Origin of the sequence: Nucisporomicrobium flavum (assembly GCF_016464385.1) — a bacterium.
Lineage (GTDB): Bacteria > Actinomycetota > Actinomycetes > Mycobacteriales > Micromonosporaceae > Actinoplanes > Actinoplanes flavus_A.
The window spans coordinates 556,944-576,798 of the sequence record NZ_JADMLH010000001.1; the positions used below are offsets into that span (position 1 = coordinate 556,944).

The 19,855-nt window shown below is 75.0% G+C and carries 24 protein-coding genes; 12 read left to right on the plus strand and 12 right to left on the minus strand.

The window, feature by feature from the left end; all coding sequences use genetic code 11:
• The first annotated feature begins 3 nt into the window (after positions 1–3).
• Positions 4–756 (plus strand): 2,3-bisphosphoglycerate-dependent phosphoglycerate mutase, encoded by a 753-nt coding sequence (locus tag IT780_RS02640; RefSeq protein WP_199509724.1) that lies wholly within the window; start codon positions 4–6, stop codon positions 754–756.
• Here the strand turns inward: IT780_RS02640 and IT780_RS02645 are convergent.
• The 3 genes from IT780_RS02645 to IT780_RS41510 are packed head-to-tail and all read right to left on the minus strand — an operon-like array spanning position 708 to position 3,985.
• Positions 708–1,742: a hypothetical protein gene (locus tag IT780_RS02645; RefSeq protein WP_199509725.1), complete on the minus strand. Its 1,035-nt coding sequence runs from the start codon at positions 1,740–1,742 to the stop codon at positions 708–710. The genes IT780_RS02640 and IT780_RS02645 overlap by 49 nt on opposite strands.
• A complete protein-coding gene (locus tag IT780_RS02650; protein ID WP_199509726.1) occupies positions 1,739–2,737 on the minus strand; it encodes a DUF2157 domain-containing protein in 999 nt (332 codons plus the stop codon). The genes IT780_RS02645 and IT780_RS02650 overlap by 4 nt, the downstream gene beginning before the upstream one ends.
• A 27-nt stretch (positions 2,738–2,764) precedes the next feature.
• Entirely contained in the window at positions 2,765–3,985 is a 1,221-nt protein-coding gene (locus IT780_RS41510) for an ABC transporter ATP-binding protein (RefSeq protein ID WP_199509727.1), read from the minus strand.
• Positions 3,986–4,168: 183 nt separating this feature from the next.
• On the opposite strand from IT780_RS41510, the gene IT780_RS02660 reads away from it, so the two are divergent.
• From IT780_RS02660 to IT780_RS02680, 5 genes are all read left to right on the plus strand, one after another.
• The gene (locus IT780_RS02660) at positions 4,169–4,495 is read left to right on the plus strand and encodes a hypothetical protein (protein ID WP_199509728.1); all 327 of its coding nucleotides are present in this window, start codon (positions 4,169–4,171) and stop codon (positions 4,493–4,495) included.
• Between the two features lie 96 nt (positions 4,496–4,591).
• Positions 4,592–5,272 (plus strand): DUF2202 domain-containing protein, encoded by a 681-nt coding sequence (locus tag IT780_RS02665; protein WP_199509729.1) that lies wholly within the window; start codon positions 4,592–4,594, stop codon positions 5,270–5,272.
• Between the two features lie 92 nt (positions 5,273–5,364).
• Positions 5,365–6,282 (plus strand): universal stress protein, encoded by a 918-nt coding sequence (locus tag IT780_RS02670; protein ID WP_199509730.1) that lies wholly within the window; start codon positions 5,365–5,367, stop codon positions 6,280–6,282.
• Entirely contained in the window at positions 6,279–7,196 is a 918-nt protein-coding gene (locus IT780_RS02675) for an ABC transporter ATP-binding protein (protein ID WP_199509731.1), read from the plus strand. Before IT780_RS02670 ends, IT780_RS02675 begins: the two co-directional genes overlap by 4 nt.
• Entirely contained in the window at positions 7,186–8,868 is a 1,683-nt protein-coding gene (locus IT780_RS02680; RefSeq protein ID WP_199509732.1) for an ABC transporter permease, read from the plus strand. The genes IT780_RS02675 and IT780_RS02680 overlap by 11 nt, the downstream gene beginning before the upstream one ends.
• Before the next feature lie 11 nt (positions 8,869–8,879).
• On the opposite strand, the gene IT780_RS02685 is transcribed toward IT780_RS02680, so the two are convergent.
• Both IT780_RS02685 and IT780_RS02690 read right to left on the minus strand, forming a co-directional pair.
• Positions 8,880–9,866, minus strand: a complete 987-nt coding sequence (locus IT780_RS02685; RefSeq protein ID WP_199509733.1) for an Acg family FMN-binding oxidoreductase — start codon at positions 9,864–9,866, stop codon at positions 8,880–8,882.
• A 34-nt stretch (positions 9,867–9,900) separates the two neighbouring features.
• A complete protein-coding gene (locus tag IT780_RS02690) occupies positions 9,901–10,521 on the minus strand; it encodes an AMIN-like domain-containing (lipo)protein (protein ID WP_199509734.1) in 621 nt (206 codons plus the stop codon).
• Positions 10,522–10,728: 207 nt separating this feature from the next.
• On the opposite strand from IT780_RS02690, the gene IT780_RS02695 reads away from it, so the two are divergent.
• The 4 genes from IT780_RS02695 (at position 10,729) to IT780_RS02710 (ending at position 14,201) form a co-directional block, all read left to right on the plus strand.
• Positions 10,729–11,328, plus strand: a complete 600-nt coding sequence (locus IT780_RS02695) for a universal stress protein (protein WP_199509735.1) — start codon at positions 10,729–10,731, stop codon at positions 11,326–11,328.
• A 78-nt stretch (positions 11,329–11,406) separates the two neighbouring features.
• Positions 11,407–12,207 (plus strand): sigma 54 modulation/S30EA ribosomal C-terminal domain-containing protein, encoded by an 801-nt coding sequence (locus IT780_RS02700; protein ID WP_199509736.1) that lies wholly within the window; start codon positions 11,407–11,409, stop codon positions 12,205–12,207.
• A 122-nt stretch (positions 12,208–12,329) separates the two neighbouring features.
• Complete coding sequence (locus tag IT780_RS02705) at positions 12,330–13,634, plus strand: GAF domain-containing protein (protein WP_199509737.1); 1,305 nt, start codon at positions 12,330–12,332, stop codon at positions 13,632–13,634.
• Between the two features lie 63 nt (positions 13,635–13,697).
• Positions 13,698–14,201 (plus strand): universal stress protein, encoded by a 504-nt coding sequence (locus IT780_RS02710; protein WP_199509738.1) that lies wholly within the window; start codon positions 13,698–13,700, stop codon positions 14,199–14,201.
• A gap of 12 nt (positions 14,202–14,213) precedes the next feature.
• Here the strand turns inward: IT780_RS02710 and IT780_RS02715 are convergent, their stop codons facing one another.
• Positions 14,214–14,501: a hypothetical protein gene (locus IT780_RS02715; protein WP_199509739.1), complete on the minus strand. Its 288-nt coding sequence runs from the start codon at positions 14,499–14,501 to the stop codon at positions 14,214–14,216.
• Between the two features lie 29 nt (positions 14,502–14,530).
• Positions 14,531–14,806 (minus strand): hypothetical protein, encoded by a 276-nt coding sequence (locus IT780_RS02720; protein WP_199509740.1) that lies wholly within the window; start codon positions 14,804–14,806, stop codon positions 14,531–14,533.
• A 203-nt stretch (positions 14,807–15,009) separates the two neighbouring features.
• Between IT780_RS02720 and IT780_RS02725 the strand changes: the two genes are divergently transcribed.
• Positions 15,010–15,483 carry a universal stress protein gene (locus IT780_RS02725; protein ID WP_199509741.1) on the plus strand — a complete coding sequence of 158 codons (474 nt, stop codon included), beginning with the start codon at positions 15,010–15,012 and terminating at the stop codon, positions 15,481–15,483.
• Between the two features lie 47 nt (positions 15,484–15,530).
• Entirely contained in the window at positions 15,531–15,722 is a 192-nt protein-coding gene (locus tag IT780_RS02730; RefSeq protein ID WP_199509742.1) for a DUF1918 domain-containing protein, read from the plus strand.
• A 45-nt stretch (positions 15,723–15,767) separates the two neighbouring features.
• Here the strand turns inward: IT780_RS02730 and IT780_RS02735 are convergent, their stop codons facing one another.
• The 5 genes from IT780_RS02735 to IT780_RS02755 form a co-directional block, all read right to left on the minus strand.
• The gene (locus tag IT780_RS02735) at positions 15,768–17,297 is read right to left on the minus strand and encodes a hypothetical protein (protein ID WP_199509743.1); all 1,530 of its coding nucleotides are present in this window, start codon (positions 17,295–17,297) and stop codon (positions 15,768–15,770) included.
• A 66-nt stretch (positions 17,298–17,363) separates the two neighbouring features.
• Entirely contained in the window at positions 17,364–17,717 is a 354-nt protein-coding gene (locus tag IT780_RS42970) for an Hsp20/alpha crystallin family protein (RefSeq protein WP_199510052.1), read from the minus strand.
• 124 nt (positions 17,718–17,841) lie between these two features.
• Positions 17,842–18,513, minus strand: coding sequence for a phosphoribosyltransferase (locus IT780_RS02745; protein WP_233412053.1), 672 nt, complete (start codon positions 18,511–18,513; stop codon positions 17,842–17,844).
• Positions 18,514–18,681: 168 nt separating this feature from the next.
• Positions 18,682–19,413 (minus strand): sulfite exporter TauE/SafE family protein, encoded by a 732-nt coding sequence (locus IT780_RS02750; protein WP_199509745.1) that lies wholly within the window; start codon positions 19,411–19,413, stop codon positions 18,682–18,684.
• Positions 19,414–19,485: 72 nt separating this feature from the next.
• Positions 19,486–19,833: a hypothetical protein gene (locus IT780_RS02755; RefSeq protein ID WP_199509746.1), complete on the minus strand. Its 348-nt coding sequence runs from the start codon at positions 19,831–19,833 to the stop codon at positions 19,486–19,488.
• Positions 19,834–19,855: the final 22 nt, after the last annotated feature.

The following is a 19,855-nucleotide window of genomic DNA, read 5'->3' on the forward strand; positions in this document are numbered from 1 at the left end:
CGGATGACGCGGACCGGGGGTGCCGGCGCCCTGCTGCTGCTCCGGCACGGGCAGAGCGTGAGCAACGCGGCCGACGTCTTCACCGGGTGGTCCGACGCGCCGCTCAGCGACCTCGGAGCCGACCAGGCCCGTGGCGCCGCGGCGGCGCTGCGTGCCCTGGGCGTACGCCCGACCAGCGTGCACACCTCCCTGCTGCGGCGCTCGATCGCGACCGCGGAGCTCGTGATGCACGAACTGGGCCGCGGGTGGGTGCCGGTGCACCGGTCGTGGCGGCTCAACGAGCGGCACTACGGCGCGCTCACCGGCCGCGACAAACGCGCCGTCGCCGCGGAGGCCGGCGCCGCTGAGTTCCGCGCATGGCACCGCTCGTACGCCGTCGCGCCGCCGCCGATGAGCGAGGACGACGCCGCCGCGATGTACGCCGACGCCCGCTACGCCGCCCTCCCCGCGCAGGCCCGGCCCCGTACGGAGAGCCTCGCCGACGTCCGGGCGCGGCAGCTGCCGTACTGGTCCGACGTGCTGTACCCCGAAGTGCTGGCCGGCGGGACACCGCTGGTCGTGGGGCATGGCAACAGCCTGCGGGCGTTCGTGATGCACCTGGAGGGCATGGCGCCCGCCGAGGTCGAGCGGCTCGACATCCCGACGGCCGTGCCGATGCGCTACCGGCTGGACCGGCTCGGCTGCCCGGTCGCCGAGCCGGGCGGGCGCTACCTCGACCCGGTCGGCGCCCGCGAACCGGTCCGGATCGGCCGGTAGACGACCGCCGAGGTCCCGACGTCCGCGTACTCGTAGCCGGCGATCTGCGCCCGGTCGTTGAAGCCGTTGATCATCGGATACTCCGGGAGGCCGTACGGGGCCAGGTCTTTCATCCGCCCGCGCTCCCAGATGAACGCGTGGGCCGCGCCCGGCCGGGGCAGCTCGCTGTATCCGAGCACCTGCCCGCGGTTGTTGAGGTCGACGACCCCGGTGTTGTCGGCGCCCAGGTTGCCCAGATCGGTGATCACGCCGGCGCGCCACAGGAAGGCATGGGCCGGGATCAGCGACTCGTTGTGCCCGGCGATCCATCCGCGATCGTTGATGGCGACCGCCATGGTCCACTCGACCGGTCCGGTGTCGAGGTTGACGAGCTTCCCCCTGCGCCACAGGGCGGCGTGATCGGCGGAGGTGCCGAACATGCTCGTGCCCACCACCTCTCCCCGGTTGTTGATGTCGAACGCCATCCGCATGCCCAGGTCCCGCATCCGGCCGCGCTGCCACAGGAACCCGTGGACGCCCGCCGCCGTGCCGGTGTCGCTGTAGCCGACGACCTGCCCGCGGTCGTTGATGGCGGTGGCGCGGCTCGAGCGCCCGCCGAGCGTGCCCAGGTCGGTCAGGCGGCCCCGCTGCCACAGGAAGGCGTGCTGGGCGGGGTGCTCCTCGTCATCGGCGTTGACCACGCTGTTCCCGACGACCTGCCCCCGGTTGTTGATGTCCGTGGCGCTGCCGTGCTCGAACTCGCCCCGGTCGAGCACCCCGAGGTCGATCGTCCGGCCGTGGTCGCGCAGGAACGGGTGGAAGCTGCCGGGCGTGAACACGCCGTACCCGACGACCTGCCCCCGGTCGTTGATCGCCTGCGCCGCCCCGGAGATGCCGAGGTCGACGGTCCGGTACGTCCCGACCGCCGCCGCCGCGGGAGCCGCCGGGACGGCGACCAGCCCGCACGACACCAGAACCGCCAGCATGCCTTTCCCACGCGGTCTCATGAACGCTTCCCTTCCGCTCGGCGTGAATCCTCACCCGACGCTAGGGCCGTGCGGGAGACCACCCGTAGAGCCGAACGACCTCCGCCTGGGCCCCGGCTCTGGCGCCGGGCCTGCAGGACCGCCGCCACCACGAGGACCAGGCCGGTCGTCAGCACCGCCATGGCCGCGCTCACCATCCCGGGGAACCACAGCCCGACGACGGCCGGCAGGATGAGCAGCACTCCCGCCGCGGCCACGATGAGCAGGACCGTGTCCCGGATCGTGACCGCCGCCGCGACCAGCGCGAGCACCGTAGCCACCGCGAGCGCGGACCCCCAGCCCACGCCGGCGATCGCGACGGCTCCGCCGGTCGCGGCGAGTGCGCCGAACCACCGGCCCAGCAGGGGCGGACGGACCACACCGGCCCAGGCCGCGAGCCCCCACGCCACGCCGACGGCCCACACCGCGAGACCGGGCAGGACGCCCGGATGCGGCAGCAGGCCCACCACCGCGGCGGCCAGGAGCAGACCCGCTGCGAACGCCGTCGCGTGCTGCAGCGGGTGCCGCGAGAGTGCCCAGAACACCGCCGCGCACAGCAGCGCGCCGGCCGCGGCGACCACGAGAGCCGTCTCCGCGCCCCACCCGGCCAGCTCATCGGCCAGCAGGACGGTGCCGAGGACCGCACCACAGGCGCCCGACCACAGCACCGCCCGCAGCCGCGCCGCCGATCCCGTCGAGGACGGCACCATCACCCCGGCGCCGGCCAGCAGCAGGGCGATCGCCCCGACGACGACGGGCCGGCCCACCCGGCCCAGCTCGGCCCAGAACTCCCCGGCGACCAGTCCCGCGGCGACCGCCACCAGCGCGCCGCCGAGGTAACCCAGGCCTTCGGCGACCAGCCCGGCACGCCGCGGCGGAGCGGGCAGGTCGGCTCGCAGCCGCCGCGCCTGTTCCGGGCTCATCAGCCCGGCGCGCGTCCAGTGCTCGATCAACGCGCCGGCGTCGCTCCGTCTCATCGCCCCTGTCCTTCCTGTGATCCGGTCTCAACCCACGGCGGCCGACTCCGCCCGGTGCGGCTCGGCCTCCTCGGCGGGCGTTTCCGGGACGGCCAGCCCGCTGAGCGGGTCGAAGAAGTACGCCTCCGTCAGGTCGGGCGCCAGCGTCAGTGGCCGGCCGATGGCCAGGTCGACGTGCTGGGTGACCTTGGCTGTCCAGAGCTCGGTGGCGGCCGCGTCGTCGACGGTGACGGGTACGTCGTCCGCGCGGGACGAGCCGGAGGAGCCGGAGCACGCCGGCGCCTCGAACAGCACGTGCTTCTCGTCGCCGAGCGACTCGACGCCCAGCGGCACGACCGGGAGCGCCGCCTCGTCGCCGGCCCCGCAGACCGCGAACGCCGCGGGGCGCAGCCCCATCACCACGGTGGCGCCGCGGTACCGGGCCAGGCCGGGGCGGCGGAGCAGGACTCCCGGTACGGCGAGTTCCCGGCCGGCGAGGGTCACGGTGACCCGGTCGCCGGTGCCGCCCACCGCCACGGTCGCGAAGTTCATGCTCGGTGAGCCCATGAACCCGGCCACGAAGCGGTTCCCCGGCGCGCGGTAGAGCTCGTCGGGCGTACCGATCTGCTGCAGCCGGCCCCGGTCGAGCACCGCGATCCGGTCGCCCAGCGTCATCGCCTCGACCTGGTCGTGGGTGACGTACACCGTGGTGATGCGGTAGCGCTGGTGCAGCCGGGCCAGCTCGGCGCGCATCGACACGCGCAGCTTGGCGTCCAGGTTGGACAGCGGCTCGTCCAGCAGGAAGACGCGCGGCTGGCGGACCATCGCCCGGCCCATGGCCACCCGCTGGCGCTGGCCGCCGGACAGGGCCACCGGCTTGCGTTCGAGCAGCGCCGACAGGCCGAGCAGGGCCGCCGTGTCGTTCACCTTCCGCTGCGCCTCGGCCTTGTCGACGTGCCGCAGTTTCAGCGCGAAGCCCATGTTCTGCTGGACCGTCATGTGCGGGTACAGCGCGTAGTTCTGGAAGACCATCGCGATGTCGCGCAGCTTCGGCGGCCAGCCGGTCACGGCGTCCCCGTCGATGAACACCTCGCCGGCGCTGACGTCCTCCAGCCCCGCGATCATCCGCAGCACCGTGGACTTGCCGCATCCGGACGGGCCGACCAGCACGAGGAACTCGCCGTCGGCGATCGTGAGGCTCAGGTCGTCGACAGCCGTGGTGCCGCCGGGAAAGACCTTCGTCAGATGCTCCAACCGTACGACCGCCATGGCCGCCTCCCCTCACCACCGGCCGCCGGCGGGCCGCCCGGCGACCACCTCCAGTACATCGCCGCGCGCACCCCGGCCACCAGCGGCGACGGGCCGGTCCGATCGTGCCTTTGGACCTTCCGGCCCTGCTGACCGCCCGGCGACCCGCCTAGCGTCGGGTGCGGACCGGCGGAAGGAGCCGAGATGAGCATCCTGCGCAGCGCGTTGTGCGCGATGGGCCGGCACACCGGGCAGTGGTCGAACCCCGGCCCGCGGTGCGAGGCCGAACGGGTCTGCGACGAGTGCGGCCGGCGCGAGGAACGGACGCGGCACACGTGGGCGCCGTTCGCCTACGTCGCCCCCGCACGGTGCGAGCAGAGCCGGCGGTGCGAGCGGTGCGCCGCCACCGAGGCGAGAACGGTGCACGAGTGGGGGCCCTGGTTCTACTACGAGAACGAGATCACCACGCCGCAGATCCACACGTGCCGGCGGTGCCACGAGAGCGAGCGGACCGCGTACACGGTGCGCTGAGCCGTCCCGGCCTCCACACCGTCTCCCCATCGGCTGCACACCGCGGCCACGCCCGCGAGCGACCGTGAGGGTGTCCGGTACGAGCAAGGAGGAGCCATGAAGGGAATCAGCCACCGCGCGGCCACCGTCGTGGCGGCCGGCGTGCTCGGCGTGGGCGCGCTCGCGGCCGCGGCCCCGGCGCTGGCCGGCGCCGGCCCGTTCGCCACCCCGGGCCCGGCGAGCACCGCCCCCGGCCCCGGTCACATGGGATCCGGCATGGGCATGGGTTCGGGCAGGGGCATGGGATCCGGGTACGGAATGGGTCGCGGCACCGCCACCTGCCCCGGGTTCGGCGTCCAGGCTGCGAAGGGCACGCTCACCGCGGCTCAGCAGACGACGCTGCAGTCGATGGCGCAGGAGGAGAAGCTCGCGCATGACCTGTACGCGACCTTCGCCGGCCGCCAGGGGACGGCACCCTTCGCCCACCTCGCCATGTCCGAGAACCACCACCTGACCGCGGTCCGCACCCTGCTGCAGCGGTACGCCCTCACGGACCCGACCGCGGGCCGGCCCGCCGGCAGGTTCACCGATCCCGCCGTCCAGGCCGCGTACGACCGGCTGCTGGCGCAGGGCGGCGCGAGCCCGGAGGCGGCCCGGACGGCCGGACGGCAGGTCGAACGCGACGACATCGCCGCGCTGAAGGCCGCCTCGGCGGGACTGACCGCGCCGGACGTCCAGCAGCTGTACACGATGCTGCTCTCGGCGTCCGAGCAGCATCTCGCCCTGCTCGGCGGCTGACACCCCACCCCGGCGGGACGGGACCTTCGCCCCTGACCCGGCCGCCGGGGCGAGCGGCACGGTGAGGGCAGGACCGACGGACGGAGGTCGCCGTGACACCCCTCGATCGGGCCGCGCACGCGGCACGGCACCCGCAGGGGACGGCCATGATCGGCTCGATCGCCGCCGGCGTCGGCGGTGCCGGTGGATGGCAGGCGCTGGCCTGGGCCGCCGAGGAGGCGGAACGGACCGGCGCCCGGCTCGTGCTGGTGCACGTGTGCCCGCCGGACTCGCCGCTGGGCCGGGCCGGGACCGAGCCGTCGGCGGCCGAGGTGGAGCTGGCGGACCCGGCCCTGGCCCACGCGTACGCCGGCATCCAGACCCGCCTCGGCGGGCACCGGACCGCCCTGCACCTCCACCGCGGCGACCCGGCGACGGCGCTGGTCGGCGCGTCGGCGGACGCCCGGCTGCTCGCGATCGGCGCGGGCGGGACCGGCCGGACGGCCCGCCGGGTGCTGCGGCACGCCCACTGCCCCGTCGTCGTGATCCGCCCGCAGGCGCCGCCGGACCCGCGGGCGCCGCTCGCCGGGCACGTCGTCGTCGGGGTCGACGGCTCCCCCGCCGGCCGCACCGCCCTGGAGTTCGGGTTCGCTCAGGCCGACGAGCACCACGTCCCGCTGGCCGCCGTGCACGTGTCCGAGGCAAGCCACGACGACTACTTCTACGACGACGTGACGCTGTCCACCCACTTCGCCGTCGAGCCGGCCGCGCTGGACCTGCTGGCCACCGAGACGGAACCGCTCGCCGCGGACCATCCCGCGGTGCCGGTACGGCGAGCCGTCCTGCACGGCACCGTGGCCGACGCATTGATCCGGGCCGGTTCGGGCGCCCGGCTCCTCGTCGTGGGCGACAAACGCCGCGGCGTGGTGGGGCGGGTCCGCACCGGCGACGTCCCGGGAGTCGTCGCGGCCGGGGCGCACTGCCCGGTCGCCGTCGTCCCGCTGCACCAGCTGGAGGGGGAGCCACGGTGAACGCGCCGGCGATCACCGTCCGGGGCCTGGTCCGCGCGTACGGGCCCGTCCGCGCCGTCGACGGGCTGAGCTTCACGGTCGGCCGGGGCGAGATCTTCGCGCTGCTCGGCCCCAACGGCGCCGGGAAGACCACCACCGTGGAGATCCTCGAGGGCTACCGGGACCGCGACGGCGGCGACGTCTCGGTGCTCGGCTTCGACCCGGCCACCGGCGGTACGGCGTACCGGGAGCGGATCGGCATCGTGCTGCAGGCGGCCGGTTTCGAGGAGGAGTTCACCGTCCGCGAGCTGGTCCGCCTGCAGACCTCGCTGTACCCGCGGCGGCACGACCCGGACGAGCTCATCGACCTGGTCGAGCTCACCGACAAGCGCCACGTCCGCGTCAAGGCGCTCTCCGGCGGCCAGCGTCGCCGCCTCGACCTGGCGCTGGGCCTGGCCGGCGCGCCGGACCTGCTCTTCCTGGACGAGCCGACGACCGGCTTCGACCCCGCGGCGCGGCACCGGGCCTGGGAGCTCATCGAGCGGCTGCGCGGGCTGGGCACCACGATCCTGCTCACCACGCACTACCTGGAGGAGGCGCAACGCCTCGCCGACCGGGTCGCCGTGATCGTCGCCGGCCGGCTGGTGGCGCTGAGCTCGCCGGAGGGCCTGCGGACCCGGGGCCGGCTGCCGACGGTGATCACGTTCGAGCTGCCGGCCGGCACGGACCTCGCCGCGCTGCCGGGGCTGACCGGCACGGCCGAGGCCGACGGCGCGACGGTCCGGGTGCGAACGCATTCCCCGCTGGTCGACACGTGGCGGCTCACCACGTGGGCCGTCGGCGCAGGCCTCGACCTGCCCGGCCTGGCCGTCGAGCCGCCGACGCTGGAGGACGCCTACCTCGCGCTGACCGGCGAGGCCCACGATGGACGATGACCGGCCGGCCCGCCCGCGGCCCACGCTGACGCTGTCCCGGCACGCCGTACGGGCGTTCTTCCGCAACCCCATGGCGGCGTTCTTCACGCTGGCCTTCCCGCTGGTGTTCCTGGTGATCATCGGCTCGCTGGTGGGCGACGAGCGCACCCCGGAGGGCGTACGGGTGGTGCAGTTCCTCGTCGCCCCGTTCGCGGTGTTCGGCGTGGCCCAGGCGTCGTTCAGCGTGCTGGCCATCGACACGGCGATCCTGCGCGAGAGTGGCGTGCTGCTGCGCCTGCGCGGGGCGCCGGTGCCACGGTGGTCGGTGCTGGTGTCGCGGGTGGTGGCCTCGGTGGTCGCGTCGTTCGCGTCGTTCCTGCTCGTCGGCGCGGTCGGGGTGCTGGCCTTCGGCGTGACGCTGCAGTGGCGCACGCTGCCGGCGCTGGTGGTGACCCTGCTGGCCGGTACGGCGTGCCTGGCCGCGCTCGGCATGGCGCTGACGTCGGTCACCCGGACCGTGCTCGCCGCCCAGACGGCCGCGCAGGGCCTGCTCATCCCGCTGGCCTTCGTCTCCGACGTGTTCATCGTCGGCGCCGACCTGCCCGGCTGGCTGTCCGCGATCGGCACCGCCCTGCCGCTCAAGCACTTCGCCGACGCCGCCGCGGCCACCTTCGAGCCCGGCTCCGGGTACGCCTTCTCCCCCGGCCATCTCGCCGTCCTCGCGCTGTGGACGGTCGTGGGCGCGGCCGTGGCGGTGTGGCGCTTCGGGTGGAGTCCCCGCGGCTCGGGAGACGGCCGGAAAGGTCCGCCGCCGGCCGCTCCTGCTCCCGCGGAGGTCCTCCGGCAACCGTCCGCGGCCGCCACGACGGCTCGGCCCACCGCCGTGACGCTGCTGCTGGGGCAGACCCGCTTCGCGCTGCTCGGCATGCGCCGCGACGCCCTGGCCACCTTCTTCACGCTGGTGTTCCCGGCGCTGATCCTCGTGCTGTTCCCGGTCGTGTTCGGCAGCGCCCGGGTGCACGGGCTGACCATGGCGCAGTACCTCCTGCCCGGCATGATCGCGTACGCGGCCGCCCTCGCCGGCTACGTGAACCTCCCGGAGTCCGTGGCGGCGGCCCGTGCCGACGGCGTGCTCAAACGGCTCGGCGGCACCCCGCTGCCCGTGCGCTGGTACCTCGGCGGCCGGGTACTGTGCGCCCTGCTCATCGGGGTACTGGGCGCCGTCGTGCTGAGCGTGGTGGCGGTCGTCGCGCAGGGTGTGCGGCTGGATCCCGTACGCCTGCCCGCCGTCCTGCTCGCCGTGGTCCTCGGCGGGGCCTGCTTCTGCGCGCTCGGCCTGGCCCTGGCCGCCGCGCTCCCCCGGCTGCGCTCGCTCACCGCGATCACGCTGGGCACGCTGCTGCCGCTGTGCTTCGTCTCGGAGATCTTCGTCGTCGGTGAGGCGCCCCTGCCCGGCTGGCTGCGGACCATCGGCGACGTCTTCCCGCTGCGGCATCTGATGCAGTCGCTGCTGACCGCGACGCGCCCGGACGGCGACGGGTCCGGTATCGCCTGGTCCCACCTGGCCGTGGTGGCCGTCTGGGCCGCGGCGGGTGCCGTCGTGACGGCCCGGCGGCGCGGTGCCTTCGCCGGCGCCGAGCACGCCGCGACGCCGACGCGCCCGCTGCGCATCGGCGTCGCCGTCCACCGCTGACCGCGGCCCGGTCAGTCCGGCATCAGCACCTCGGACAGGTCGCGGCGGGGACTGGCGGGTGCCGGGCGGCCGTACCCGATCCGGACGACCATCTGGGCCCACAGGCCCTCGGCGCCGGCGGTGAGCCGCCGCCGCACGGCCGGCACCTCGACCGGCTGGCTGACCGGCGTGGTGGCCAGGTTCTGCCACGTCGCGGCGAGCAGCACCCGTTGCAGCGCCTGCCCGGCGGTCACCCAGTGCTGCCGGTCGTCGCCCGCCGTCGCCAGCACCAGGATCATCGGGTACGGCTCGAACGCCCCGGTCACCGGCGGCTGCTCCGGGAGCAGCCCGAAGTCGCGGGTGGGTACGGACTCCAGGGCGTCCCACGGCCCGACGGGCAGGTGCGGCGTCCCGTCGCGCCGGGCGTGCCGGGCGGAGCGGATCGTCGCGGCGCGGTAGCCGCCCCGGGCGCGCAGGCTGCGGTCAGCCGCCCGGGACAACGCGACGATCGCGTCCCGGGTCGCGGCGTCGGCGACGGAGAGCACCGCGTCCTCGCGTCCCGCGGCGTCGCGCAGCAGCTCCAGCGCCACCGCCGGTACGGGAACCTCCGTGAACGGCCCGCGGTTGCTGTGCCGATGAGCGATGGCATCGGCGAGCGCCACCACCGCCGGGCTCGGCTCGGCCGGGCGGCCGATCGCGATGCGGGCCACGAAGTTCTCGTCGTCCGGGTCGGGGAACAGGGTGCAGTGCGTCAGGAAACCCTCCCGCCGGATCGCCAGGCGCAGCGTGAAGAGCGCGGCGCCGACGCTGATGAACAGCTCCCGGCCGGCCGGGTCGAGCGCGTCCAGCCGCCGGCGGGGATCGGCGTGCACCTCCACGGCGTCCCCGGTGATCCGGAACAGCCAGGGCTGGCTGTTGTGCAGCGACGGCGCGCGGGTCGCCGAGCGGACGCACCCGCTCAGCGCGTCCGGCGGCAGCGTCCGCGGCGTTCCGGCGCCGCCGGTCCGCAGTGTGGTCATCGCGGGTCTCCTTGTCGGTGAGCGCCGGCGCGGGTCACGCGGCGACGTCGAGGTAGATGCGGCCGGGCAGCTCGCCGACGCGGTACCCGACGACGTCGTCGAGCCCGATGGCGACGGAGACGTGGCCCTCGAAGTCACCGGCGACGGCGTAGCCCTTCAGCATCGGCAGGCCGGTGGTGTGGGTGCCGGAGACCGTGGCGCTGCCGTCGTCCCGGTGCGCCTGCGCCGGGTTGAGCACGACGAGCAGGAAGCGCCGGCCGGGTACGCGTACCGGCTGGTCGGAGGGGTCGGCGCGGACCTCGGACACGTAGCGCACCGAGTAGCCGGGCAGCGCGTTGCCGATGTCGAAGACGATCCGGTCGAACCCCTCCTGGGAGTGCGCCGCGTACCGGATACCGGTGAGGACCGGGACCGGCGGAACGGCGGGATCGTGCCGGACGGTGACCGGCCCGGACGTCCAGTGGGCCGGGGCCGGCGCCGTGGTGGAGGTGCCACCCCGGCCGGTCGCGGGCGGGACGGTCGCGGTGGTCGGCGTGGTGATCGTGGGCTCGGGCGCGGGCCCCGGCGACCGCGGCGAGCCGCCGCCTCCGCACCCGCTCAGCAGGACGGCCGCCGCCGCGAGGGCGGCCACTGCCCGTCCGGACGTTCTTCTCATCGCAGTGCCCTTCTCGCGGGAGGGGCATCGCCGTCGCCCCTCCCCCAGGCCCAGCGTGGGCGTCCCGGCCCGGGCGCGCCCAGAGGCACCCGGCCCTTCGCCGCGGGTCCAGCGGCGGCGGCCGGTCGCGGACCATCGCCCCTGGGTGCCGGCCCCGCGGCGGACCATGCTTGCTACACGGCCGCCGGCGGACAAGGACGGTGAGCGATGGACACGTCTCCTGCCTCCCCGCCGGTCCGCGCCGGCGAGCTCGCCGCCGCGGTCCGCGACCTGCTGCGCACGCGCCGGCCGGACTGTGGCGGGCCGGTGATCGCGGGCGACGCCGTCCTGGTGCCCGGCCGCTCCCCCCGCTCGGCGGCGATCTCCGTCGTCGCGGCCCTCGACGACGACGCCAACCCGGGCCGGGTCCTGGGGTTCGCCGCCGTCGAGGCGGTCCGCCGCGGCGTACCGCTGCGGGCCGTGCACGTCTGCACGCGGCTCGGCCGGCCGTCCGAGCGTGCCCGCCGCCTCGGCCACGACCGGATGATGACCGATGCCGATCATCTGCTCTCCCAGGTGCTCTACGACCACCTGCCGGCCGACCGGGCGGACGCCGCGGAGCGGGAGATCCTGTACGACGACGAACCCGTCCGCGCCCTGATCGACCTCAGCCGCACGTCCTCGCTGCTCGTGCTGGCGGCGCGCGGCTCCGGCGGCGCCGCAGCGATCGGTTCCACGGTGCGCGGCCTGATCGGCCGTACGTACTGCCCGCTCGTGGTGCTGACGCCCGCCGCTCCGGCCGCGCCCGGCGCCCCGCCCGGTTGGTGACCCCGCGCGTTCGGGACTTTCGGCCCCTTGTAGGTGATCAATCGGTCACCCAGAGTGGACCCCCGAAGGGGGCTGCCGATGCCAGGCTTCAGAACCGCCGTCGTGCCCGACGAGGACGTGGACATCCTGGTCCGCGGGCCGGTGACCACCCAGGACATCGCGTACGTGGGTCACGCCGTCGCCGGGGCGGGGCTGGCGGGCACCGGGGCCGGCCACCTGCGCTTCAAGCTGGCGGAGTACCGCGGCGGTGACCGCGGGACCGTCGGAGTGGCGCAGCTCACCGTGGAGCTCGCCGGCCGGATGGTGCGCGGTCAGGCGTCCGCGGGCACGGTGGAGGCGGCGATCGACGGAGCCGTGGCGGCGCTCGTCCCGCGCATCGACCGGCTGGCGCAGCGCCTGACGCCCGCCGAGGCGGGGCCGCCGTCCTTCACCGGCGAAGCCTGGGACCTGCGGACGGCACGAGCACTGCCGGCGGTCGTCCGGATCGGCGGGAAGGCGCGCCGCGTCGCCCGGCACAAGGCCTGTCCCCCGGCGGCGCAGACCCTCGGCGCCGCGGCGCTGACCATGGACCTGCGCGACTATGACTTCCACCTGTTCGCCGACGAGGCCAGCGGTCAGGACGCCGTCGTCACGCGGGCCGGCGCCGCCGGGTACAGGGTGGCCGCCGACCGGCCCGACCTGCTGGGCAGCGCGCCCGACGGCGTACCCGTCGCGGACGCACCCTCCCGCCTGCCCGGCCTCACCCTGCCGGAGGCGGCCCTTGCGCTGGACGCCTCGGCGGCCGCGTTCCTGGCCTTCACCGGCGTCGGCTCGGGCCGGGCCGCGGTGCTCTACCGGCGGTTCGACGGCCACCTCGGCCTGCTCAGTCCCCTGTGGTGATCGCCGCCCGGCGCTGACCGGGTTCACCCATGTCGCCATTTGCGGCAGTTCACCCCGCTGGCCATGGGTGCGAGACTGGGCGGGGTCAGCAGCTCGCAGCGGCAAGGCGGGGAGCGTGCCCGATGAGCGACACAGACGACCTGTCCTTCCCCCACGCGGCCCGGCTGGAGTTCGACGAGATCCTCGAACGGCTCGTCGCCAGCGCCCGCGAGGTCCAGGCGACCCAGGGACGGCTGCGCGGGCTGCTCCGGGCGTACCTCGCGATCGCCCGCGCCGACGATCTCGACGACGTGCTGCGGCACGTCGTGGACGCCGCCAAGGTCCTGGTCCGGGCCCGGTACGCCGCCCTCGGCGTGGTGTCGCACGGCGGCCTGGTCCGGTTCATCCACTCCGGGATCGACGAGGACACCGCCCGGCGCATCGGTCACCTGCCGCAGGGCAAGGGCATGCTGGGCCTGCTGGTCGACGACCCGCGGCCGGTGCGCCTGCGCGACATCTGCGGCCACCCCGCCTCGGTCGGGTTCCCCGCCGGGCACCCCCGGATGACCTCCTTCCTCGGCGTGCCGGTCCGGGTGGGCGACCGCGTCTTCGGCAACCTGTACCTCACCGACAAGCAGGGCGGGGCGGCCTTCACCGCCGACGACGAGGAGCTGGTCCTGGCGCTCGCCGCCGCGGCCGGCGTGTCCATCGAGAACGCCACGCTGCTCGCACAGGGGCGGCGCCGGCAGGCCTGGCAGTCGGCCATGGTGGAGGCCACGAACGCGCTGCTCGCGGACGCCGACCCGGACGTGGCGCTGCTGCAGTTCGTGACCAGCGCCCAGGAGACGCTGGGCGGGACGGGGGCGGCCGCCGCCGTACCCGCCGACGACGACACGACCCTGCGGGTGGCGGTGGGTGTCGGCATGTACGGCCGCTACACCGGTACGGTCATCCGGCTCGAGGACTCGATCGTGGGCGACGCCGTGCAGCTGACGGCGCCCGTGGCCGGGGACCGGTCGCGCCTTCCGCAGGGCTGGCCGGCCCGCCGGGACACCGCGATCGGCGCCTGCCTGGCCGCGCCCATGCTCGCCGACCGCCGGCTCGTCGGCGTGCTGCTGGTGTCGCGCAGCCCGGACGACGGCGCGTTCGACGAGCTGGACCACGACATCCTCGCCGGCGCCGCCGGGCAGGCCGGGCTCGCCCTGCGGCTCGCCGAGGCGCGGCACGACAGCGAACGCCTCCGGATGCTGGAGGACCGCGAGCACCTCGCCGCCGACCTGCGGGACCGGGTCATCCAGCGGCTGTTCCGCCACGGTCTCGCCCTGCAGTGCGCGGCGGCCCGCGTCGGCACCGGCGAGCCGCGGCAGCGCCTCCAGGACCAGATCGACGAGGTCGACGCGATCATCCGCGACATCCGCGACACCGTGCTGTCGCTGGAGCGCGGGTAGTCCGGCGGCGACAAAGGACCTTTGCACCTGTCCCGGCCGACGGGTGCCGCCCACGCTGGTGACATGGATCTCACATCTGTCCGGCGCGGGGCGACGGGCCCGGTCCTGGTCGGCGTGGACGGTCACGACCACGACGCCCGGGTCGTCACGACGGCCGGGGCCCACGCCGATCGGCTGGGCACCGGCCTGCAGGTCGTGCACGTGCTGGACGTGGCGGGCGAGCCGCTCCGGCCGGCCACGCTGCCCACCGTCGCCCTGCGCCGCAGCCACGAGCGCCGCCGCAAGCTCGACGACGCCCGGGCGGAACTGCGCGAGCGTCTGCAGACCTTCGTCACCGGCCTGACGGACGTCGACCTGGCGAACGTCGATCTACGGACGACCGTCGGCGACCCGGCGACCGTGCTGCTCGCGATGTCCCGCCGGGCCTGCCTGCTCGTGCTCGGCACCCGTAGCGGACCGGCGCGCAGCCCGTTCCTGCTCGGCACGGTGTGCCAGGACGTGGCCGTCCACGCGAGCTGCCCGGTGCTGCTGGTCCCGTGGGCCAAGGACGGGGACGAGCCGGGCTGACCGGTACGCCGCTCAGCCCGGCGGTGCGTCACCCGGCAGGCCGGGAAGCGGATGCCGGTCGGTGTCGCGCTCGGCGAGCCGGCGCATGGCGTTGCGGTACTGCCGCGGCGTGATCTCATGGGCGATCACCTGCCGGACGAGGACGCCCTCCAGCGACTCCGCCGGCGCCGGCGGCTCGATCACCGCCGCCCGATCGCGCGCCTCGTCCGCATCGGTCGAGCGCTTCCAGTCCAGGATGGCCGCCCACGAGGAACCGACGACCAGCGCCGCCATCAGCGCCAGAACCAGGATCACCACCATCGCCGTCTCCTCTCAGCGCCCGGCAGCGGTCAGGCGCCGGCGGCGGCCGGGCCGTTGTCGGGCGGTACGGCCAGCGGATGGCGCGCGTCGTCGCGGGCGGCAAGCTTCTCCATGGCGCGCACGTACTGCGGCCGGCTGATCTCCCCGGCCACGAGCTGCGTGACCAGCGCCCCTTCGAGGGTCACCGGCTCGCGTGCGGGTGTGGCGCCCGCGGTTCCCGCCTCCTCGGCGGCGTCGTCCCGTGGCCACACCGTGTACGCGCAGGCGCCCACCAGCGCCGCGGTCAACGCCAGGATCAGGAGCATGGCGGCCACCTCCTCCCCCTCCATGCTCTGCGGGCGCGCCGGAGGCGGGCAGGGTCCAAAGTCCCGGTCCACGGTGGCCTCGTTCCCGCCGCCCACCACAACGGACAAAGGTCCCGGGCCCGCGGGCCCGCCTGCCCTACCCGCCGGCGGGCGCCCGGGGCCTGAATGAGAGTGCCGCAATGGACCCACCGGAGGGAGCAGCCATGAGCGCCACCCATCTCATCGTCGCCGGGGTCGACGGCTCCGAGGGAGGCCGTCGCGCCCTCGACTGGGCGGTCACCGAGGCGTCCGGGCGCGGCGGTGCCGTGCAGGCCGTCGTCGCCTGGTCCTGGGACGGCATGGAGTACGGCCCCATCGCCGCCACCAGCCCGCGGGAGGCCGCCGATCAGGCCGCCGCCCTGCTCGACCGCGAGGTCAAGGCGCTGGTCGCGCGGCACGGCTCACACGTGCCGGTCGCCGGCGAGATCATCGAGGGCCGGCCGGCCGACGTGCTGACCGCCGCCGCCCGTACGGCGAACCTGCTGGTGCTGGGCAGCCACGGGCACAGCCGCGTCCGGCACACCGTCCTGGGCTCGGTCAGCGAGGAGTGCATCCGCAAAGCCGTCTGCCCGGTCGTGGTGCTGCCCGTGCCGGTGGACCAGCCGGCGCCGTCGTCCGAGCCGGCCGTGCGCCGGTGAGCCCGGAACCGTCCCCTGTCGCACAGAGCGAAGAGACCGGAGGAACCATGAACGCCCACACCGGAGACCGGCTGGTCATGAAGGGCATCCACGTCGGCGACCCGCAGCGCGTCGGGCTCATCATCGGCGTGCCGCACCCGGACGGCAGCCCGCCGTACCAGGTGCGCTGGCTGGACAGCGATCACGAGGCGCTGGTGTTCCCCGGGCCGGAGGCGCACGTCGAGCACCGGTCGTCGTGACGCCGCCCGGGCACGCGGCCGTGGGTCGCGTGCCCGGACCCGGACTCAGCGGCGGCTCCGTACGCGCGCCGCGCCGATGATCAGCAGAGCTCCCACCAGCACCAGCACCCCACCGAGAGCGGCTCGGACGCCGGCCGGCGTACCCGTGATCGGCAGGCCGCCACCCTGCCCGGAGTCGTCACCCGGCGCGGGCCGTACCGGCCACACCTCGATCCTGGCGGCGTCGTTGCCCGGCCGCGGGTCGTCGACGCCCCCGGCGGCGGTGACCAGCCCGACGCTCGTCGTGTCGGAGCGCAGCCGTACGCGCAGCCCGACCGTGACCGTGGTCCCCGGATCGACCGTGACCATCGTCCCCGGATCGTTCGGGTCCTCGATGAAGCAGCGGTACCGCGGCAGCCCCGGCTCAATGCGCCCGAGGACGTCCCCGACGTAGCCGTAGCAGCCCGACGACACCACGTCCACGCCGGACGGGACGTCGACGGTCAGGCTCGCCCACGCCGGATCGTTCCAGCGCACCTCGTCGCCCGCGGGGCCGGACACCTGGGCGGGCCCGTGGTTGGTGAACCGCAGGCTCATCGTGACGGTGTCGCCGGTACGGCCGCGGACGCGCCCCGCCCCGGCGCTCAGGTCGGCCGGGTTCGACGTCGTGTGCAGATAGAAGACGCCCCCGTTGTCGAGGTAGTCGGCGTCCGGGCTGTCGGCGAATGTGGTCGCCTGCCGGTCGAGCCTCAGCTCCGGCCCGCTCCCGGGCCGGGCATCGCCCGGATCGAACGGCACACCGGCCGGCATCGGGTCGACCGTCCAGGCGACCTCCTGCCGACTCAACCCCGGCACCCAGGACGGCACGGACGCCGTCAGCGGGGTCGAGCGGCTCACCGCCGCGCGTTCACCGGGCGCCAGCCGGAACTCCGGGAACGGGCACTGCACCTGGTCGCCGCTGTAGTAGCAGTTGCGGTACCGGTCGCGCGCCGGTTGCTTCGACGGCAGGGTGGCCTGGAGCAGCACCCCGGACGCCGCATCATCGCCGACGTTGGCGAAGCGCGGGTACAGCGGCACGCGGCTGCCCGGCCGGACGCCCTCGAGGTGCTCGAAAGCGGCGGACATGTCAGGCCGCGGACCGGTCAGCGTGAACCCCTGCCGGTACCCGACGGGAACGGCGCCGTCAGCGGTGAGATCGACGTCGAACGTCACCTCCGTGCCGGGCTCGGCGCCGGGCGCGGGGGTGTACCGCAGCAGCAGGACGTTGCGGGTCCAATCCGGGCTGGCGATGTCCAGCGTGCAGGTGAGCACCGCCTCGTCCTGCGTGCAGCCGGGCGTCGGCTCGGCGGTGGTGATCCGCAGCCAGGGCGCGGCCGCGGTGGCGTCCAGCCGGAAGGTCGCCCGCGGTGGCGGGGTACCCGTCCGGACTCCGTACCTCGCGGCGAGCACCTTGCCCGCGGAAGCACCGGCCGGCATCCCCCGCGAGTACAGCTCCAGCTGCAGTTCCGGAACAGGACCGGCTTCCCGGGCGACCGCCACCCCGGGCGACACGCCGATGATTCCGGCCGCCACGGCGGCGAGCATCCGCCATCGCATATCCGTACCTCCTTCACGGAAACGGCAAGGGCGGCGGGTACCGGCCCGCCGCCCTCGATTCCGGCGTCACTCGCCGGCCGTGACCTCGATCCGGCGCCCCGACGACGCGGGCGCGGTCAACGGCACGATCACCTCGAGGATTCCCTTGCGGTACGTGGCCTTGATCCCCGCCTCGTCCGCGTTCGCCGGCAACCGCACGGAACGGTGCAGCATGCCGTACCGGAACTCGGAGCGGTTGAGGCCTTTCTCCTCCTCGCGGCGTTCCGCCTTGATGGTGAGCAGCCCGTGTGGGCCGTGATCTGCACGTCCTTGTCGGGCTCCAGTCCCGGCAGCTCGGCGCGCAGCACGTACTCCTTGTCGCTGACCTTGTCCTCGAACCGGATCGGGGGCACGGGACGCGGGAAATCCATCTCGAACCAGTCGGTCATGTCACCGAACAGACGTGGCAGCAGCGCAGCCATGTCCGGCCTCCTTCCCTTCTCTGTCCGTTGTCTCCATCGGACCTCGCCGGCGTGGGCGGCGGTCAGGGCCGAACGGCCCGCGGTCAGCCCCGGACCGCGCTGGGACGGGCCGCGGCGCGGGCGAGTACCGCAACGAGTTCTTCGTCGGAGACCGGCGGCAGATCCCGGTACGCCTGCCCGACGCTCACCAGCCCGTGCAGGCGGTACAGGCACACCACGCCGTCCGCCACACCGGCCAGCAGGGCCGCGGCGCCCGGGCGGGCCACCGGCACCGCCACCACGATCCGCTCCGCGCCGCGTTCCCGGGCCGTCATGCAGGCCACCCGCGCCGTGGCGCCGGTCGCCATGCCGTCGTCGACGACGACGGCCGTACGCCCGACCAGCGGCTCGCACCAGCGGCTCTCGCGGAGCACGGCGGCGCTGTGCTGCACCGCCACCCGCGCGGCCCGCTCTGCCCGGTGCAGCTCCTGCCAGGTCACGAGGTGCGTTTTGATCGTCTCGGTGTCCAGCGCCGTGATGTCGTCCTCGCTCACCGCGCCGGCGACCAGGCCGGGCCGTCCGGGCACGGTGACCCGCCGGACCACCACGACGTCGAGCGGCGCGCCCAGCAGGCGGGCGACCTCCGCCGCCACCGGTACGCCGCCGCGGGGCAGCCCGAGCACAACGACGTCGGGGCCGCGCAGGTACGACAGCACGCCGGCCATCTGACGGCCCGCCTCCGACCTGCTCGGGAACAGCGGACCCGCTGCAGTCATGGTCATGGCACACCTCCGCCGGGGTTCGCCGCGGAAGCGGCCTCCCCGTTCCAGCAGACGCGACCGGCGCCGCGCCGCGGAAGTGCCGCCCAGCCCACCCGGCCGGGACCGCCGCCCTCACTCCGGCGTGGCGGATCCCCTCCCTGACGCAGCAGCACCGGCGATCGTTCACCCGGCGATCAGGAAGATGACTCCCGAGATGATCAGGCCGGCCTCCACGAGGGTCACGAACGCGCGGTCGCCGATGCGGCCGACGATCCTGCGCCCGGCCCAGGCACCGGCCAGGGTGGCCGGCGTCAGCGCCGCCCCGAGCAGCAGCACCCGGCCGGTCAGCAGGTTCCCCGCGCCGTAGGCGGCGATCTTCGCCAGGTGCATCGTCAGCGCGGCGGCGGCCTCGGTGCCGATGAACGCCGCCCGGGTCAGCCCGTACGCCAGGAAGAAGGGCGCGGTCAGCGGCCCGACCGAGCCCAGCAGCGACGAGCCGAGCCCGGAGGCGGCGCCCACCGCGGCGAAGGTGCGATCGCCCGGCCTGCGCGGACGGGGGTTGAGCCGCCGCCAGATCACCACCCCGATCAGGAAGACGCCGAGCAGGCGGTGCAGCGCTCCCAGCGGCGCGTGGGCCAGCAGCAGCCCACCGGCCACGGCGAGCGGCACCGCGCCTGCCGCGAACCAGCCGATCAGCCGCCAGTGCAGCTCCGCGCGGTTGAGCCACACCCGGAACCCGTTGCTCGACACCTGCGTCAGGGTCAGCATCGGTACGGCCACCGGCAGCCCGAACAGCGCGGTGAACACGGGCAACAGCAGCACCCCGCCCCCGAAGCCGGCCACCGCGGACAGCAGCGCCAGCGCGAACGCCGCCAGCGACGCGAGCGCGAGCGTCGGCAGCTGGTGAACGATCATCCGGCCAGCCTGCCAGGACCGCGGACGCGACGAGGGCCCGCCGGCACGGCAGGCCCTCGATCTTCGCTGCGGCTACGGGAACGCCGGCTCCTCCAGCGGCGGAGCGGCCGGTCCCTGGTCCGGGCGCCGGCGGATCCGGCGCAGGCACGAGCGCAGCTTCTGCTGCATCAGATCGGTCGCCTCCTGCAGTCCGCTGCCCACGGCGTGCACGTGGACCGGTACGCCGTTGACGTCGACGTGGGCGTCGACCCGGTCGCCGTACGCCGCCGAGTCGAGAGTGAGCCACGACCGCAGCACCGGCGCCGGGGCGTGGTGCAGAGCGGCTTCGAGCTTCTCTACGGCGTACGTCCGCGCGGCCTCGTCAACGGGACCGTGGGTGCGGACGTTCGGGGCGGTGATGGTCGGGCTGATGCGCGCCATGGCTTGCCTCCCGGATCCTGCC

Bases quoted from the DNA above. Each gene is read 5' to 3' on its own strand.
- IT780_RS02640 (WP_199509724.1), top strand. From the start codon at position 4: ATGACGCGGACCGGGGGTGCCGGCGCCCTGCTGCTGCTCCGGCACGGG.
- IT780_RS02645 (WP_199509725.1), bottom strand. From the start codon at position 1,742: ATGAGACCGCGTGGGAAAGGCATGCTGGCGGTTCTGGTGTCGTGCGGG.
- IT780_RS02650 (WP_199509726.1), bottom strand. From the start codon at position 2,737: ATGAGACGGAGCGACGCCGGCGCGTTGATCGAGCACTGGACGCGCGCC.
- IT780_RS41510 (WP_199509727.1), bottom strand. From the start codon at position 3,985: ATGGCGGTCGTACGGTTGGAGCATCTGACGAAGGTCTTTCCCGGCGGC.
- IT780_RS02660 (WP_199509728.1), top strand. From the start codon at position 4,169: ATGAGCATCCTGCGCAGCGCGTTGTGCGCGATGGGCCGGCACACCGGG.
- IT780_RS02665 (WP_199509729.1), top strand. From the start codon at position 4,592: ATGAAGGGAATCAGCCACCGCGCGGCCACCGTCGTGGCGGCCGGCGTG.
- IT780_RS02680 (WP_199509732.1), top strand. From the start codon at position 7,186: ATGGACGATGACCGGCCGGCCCGCCCGCGGCCCACGCTGACGCTGTCC.
- IT780_RS02685 (WP_199509733.1), bottom strand. From the start codon at position 9,866: ATGACCACACTGCGGACCGGCGGCGCCGGAACGCCGCGGACGCTGCCG.
- IT780_RS02690 (WP_199509734.1), bottom strand. From the start codon at position 10,521: ATGAGAAGAACGTCCGGACGGGCAGTGGCCGCCCTCGCGGCGGCGGCC.
- IT780_RS02695 (WP_199509735.1), top strand. From the start codon at position 10,729: ATGGACACGTCTCCTGCCTCCCCGCCGGTCCGCGCCGGCGAGCTCGCC.
- IT780_RS02700 (WP_199509736.1), top strand. From the start codon at position 11,407: ATGCCAGGCTTCAGAACCGCCGTCGTGCCCGACGAGGACGTGGACATC.
- IT780_RS02705 (WP_199509737.1), top strand. From the start codon at position 12,330: ATGAGCGACACAGACGACCTGTCCTTCCCCCACGCGGCCCGGCTGGAG.
- IT780_RS02710 (WP_199509738.1), top strand. From the start codon at position 13,698: ATGGATCTCACATCTGTCCGGCGCGGGGCGACGGGCCCGGTCCTGGTC.
- IT780_RS02715 (WP_199509739.1), bottom strand. From the start codon at position 14,501: ATGGTGGTGATCCTGGTTCTGGCGCTGATGGCGGCGCTGGTCGTCGGT.
- IT780_RS02720 (WP_199509740.1), bottom strand. From the start codon at position 14,806: ATGCTCCTGATCCTGGCGTTGACCGCGGCGCTGGTGGGCGCCTGCGCG.
- IT780_RS02725 (WP_199509741.1), top strand. From the start codon at position 15,010: ATGAGCGCCACCCATCTCATCGTCGCCGGGGTCGACGGCTCCGAGGGA.
- IT780_RS02730 (WP_199509742.1), top strand. From the start codon at position 15,531: ATGAACGCCCACACCGGAGACCGGCTGGTCATGAAGGGCATCCACGTC.
- IT780_RS02735 (WP_199509743.1), bottom strand. From the start codon at position 17,297: ATGCGATGGCGGATGCTCGCCGCCGTGGCGGCCGGAATCATCGGCGTG.
- IT780_RS02745 (WP_233412053.1), bottom strand. From the start codon at position 18,513: ATGACTGCAGCGGGTCCGCTGTTCCCGAGCAGGTCGGAGGCGGGCCGT.
- IT780_RS02750 (WP_199509745.1), bottom strand. From the start codon at position 19,413: ATGATCGTTCACCAGCTGCCGACGCTCGCGCTCGCGTCGCTGGCGGCG.
- IT780_RS02755 (WP_199509746.1), bottom strand. From the start codon at position 19,833: ATGGCGCGCATCAGCCCGACCATCACCGCCCCGAACGTCCGCACCCAC.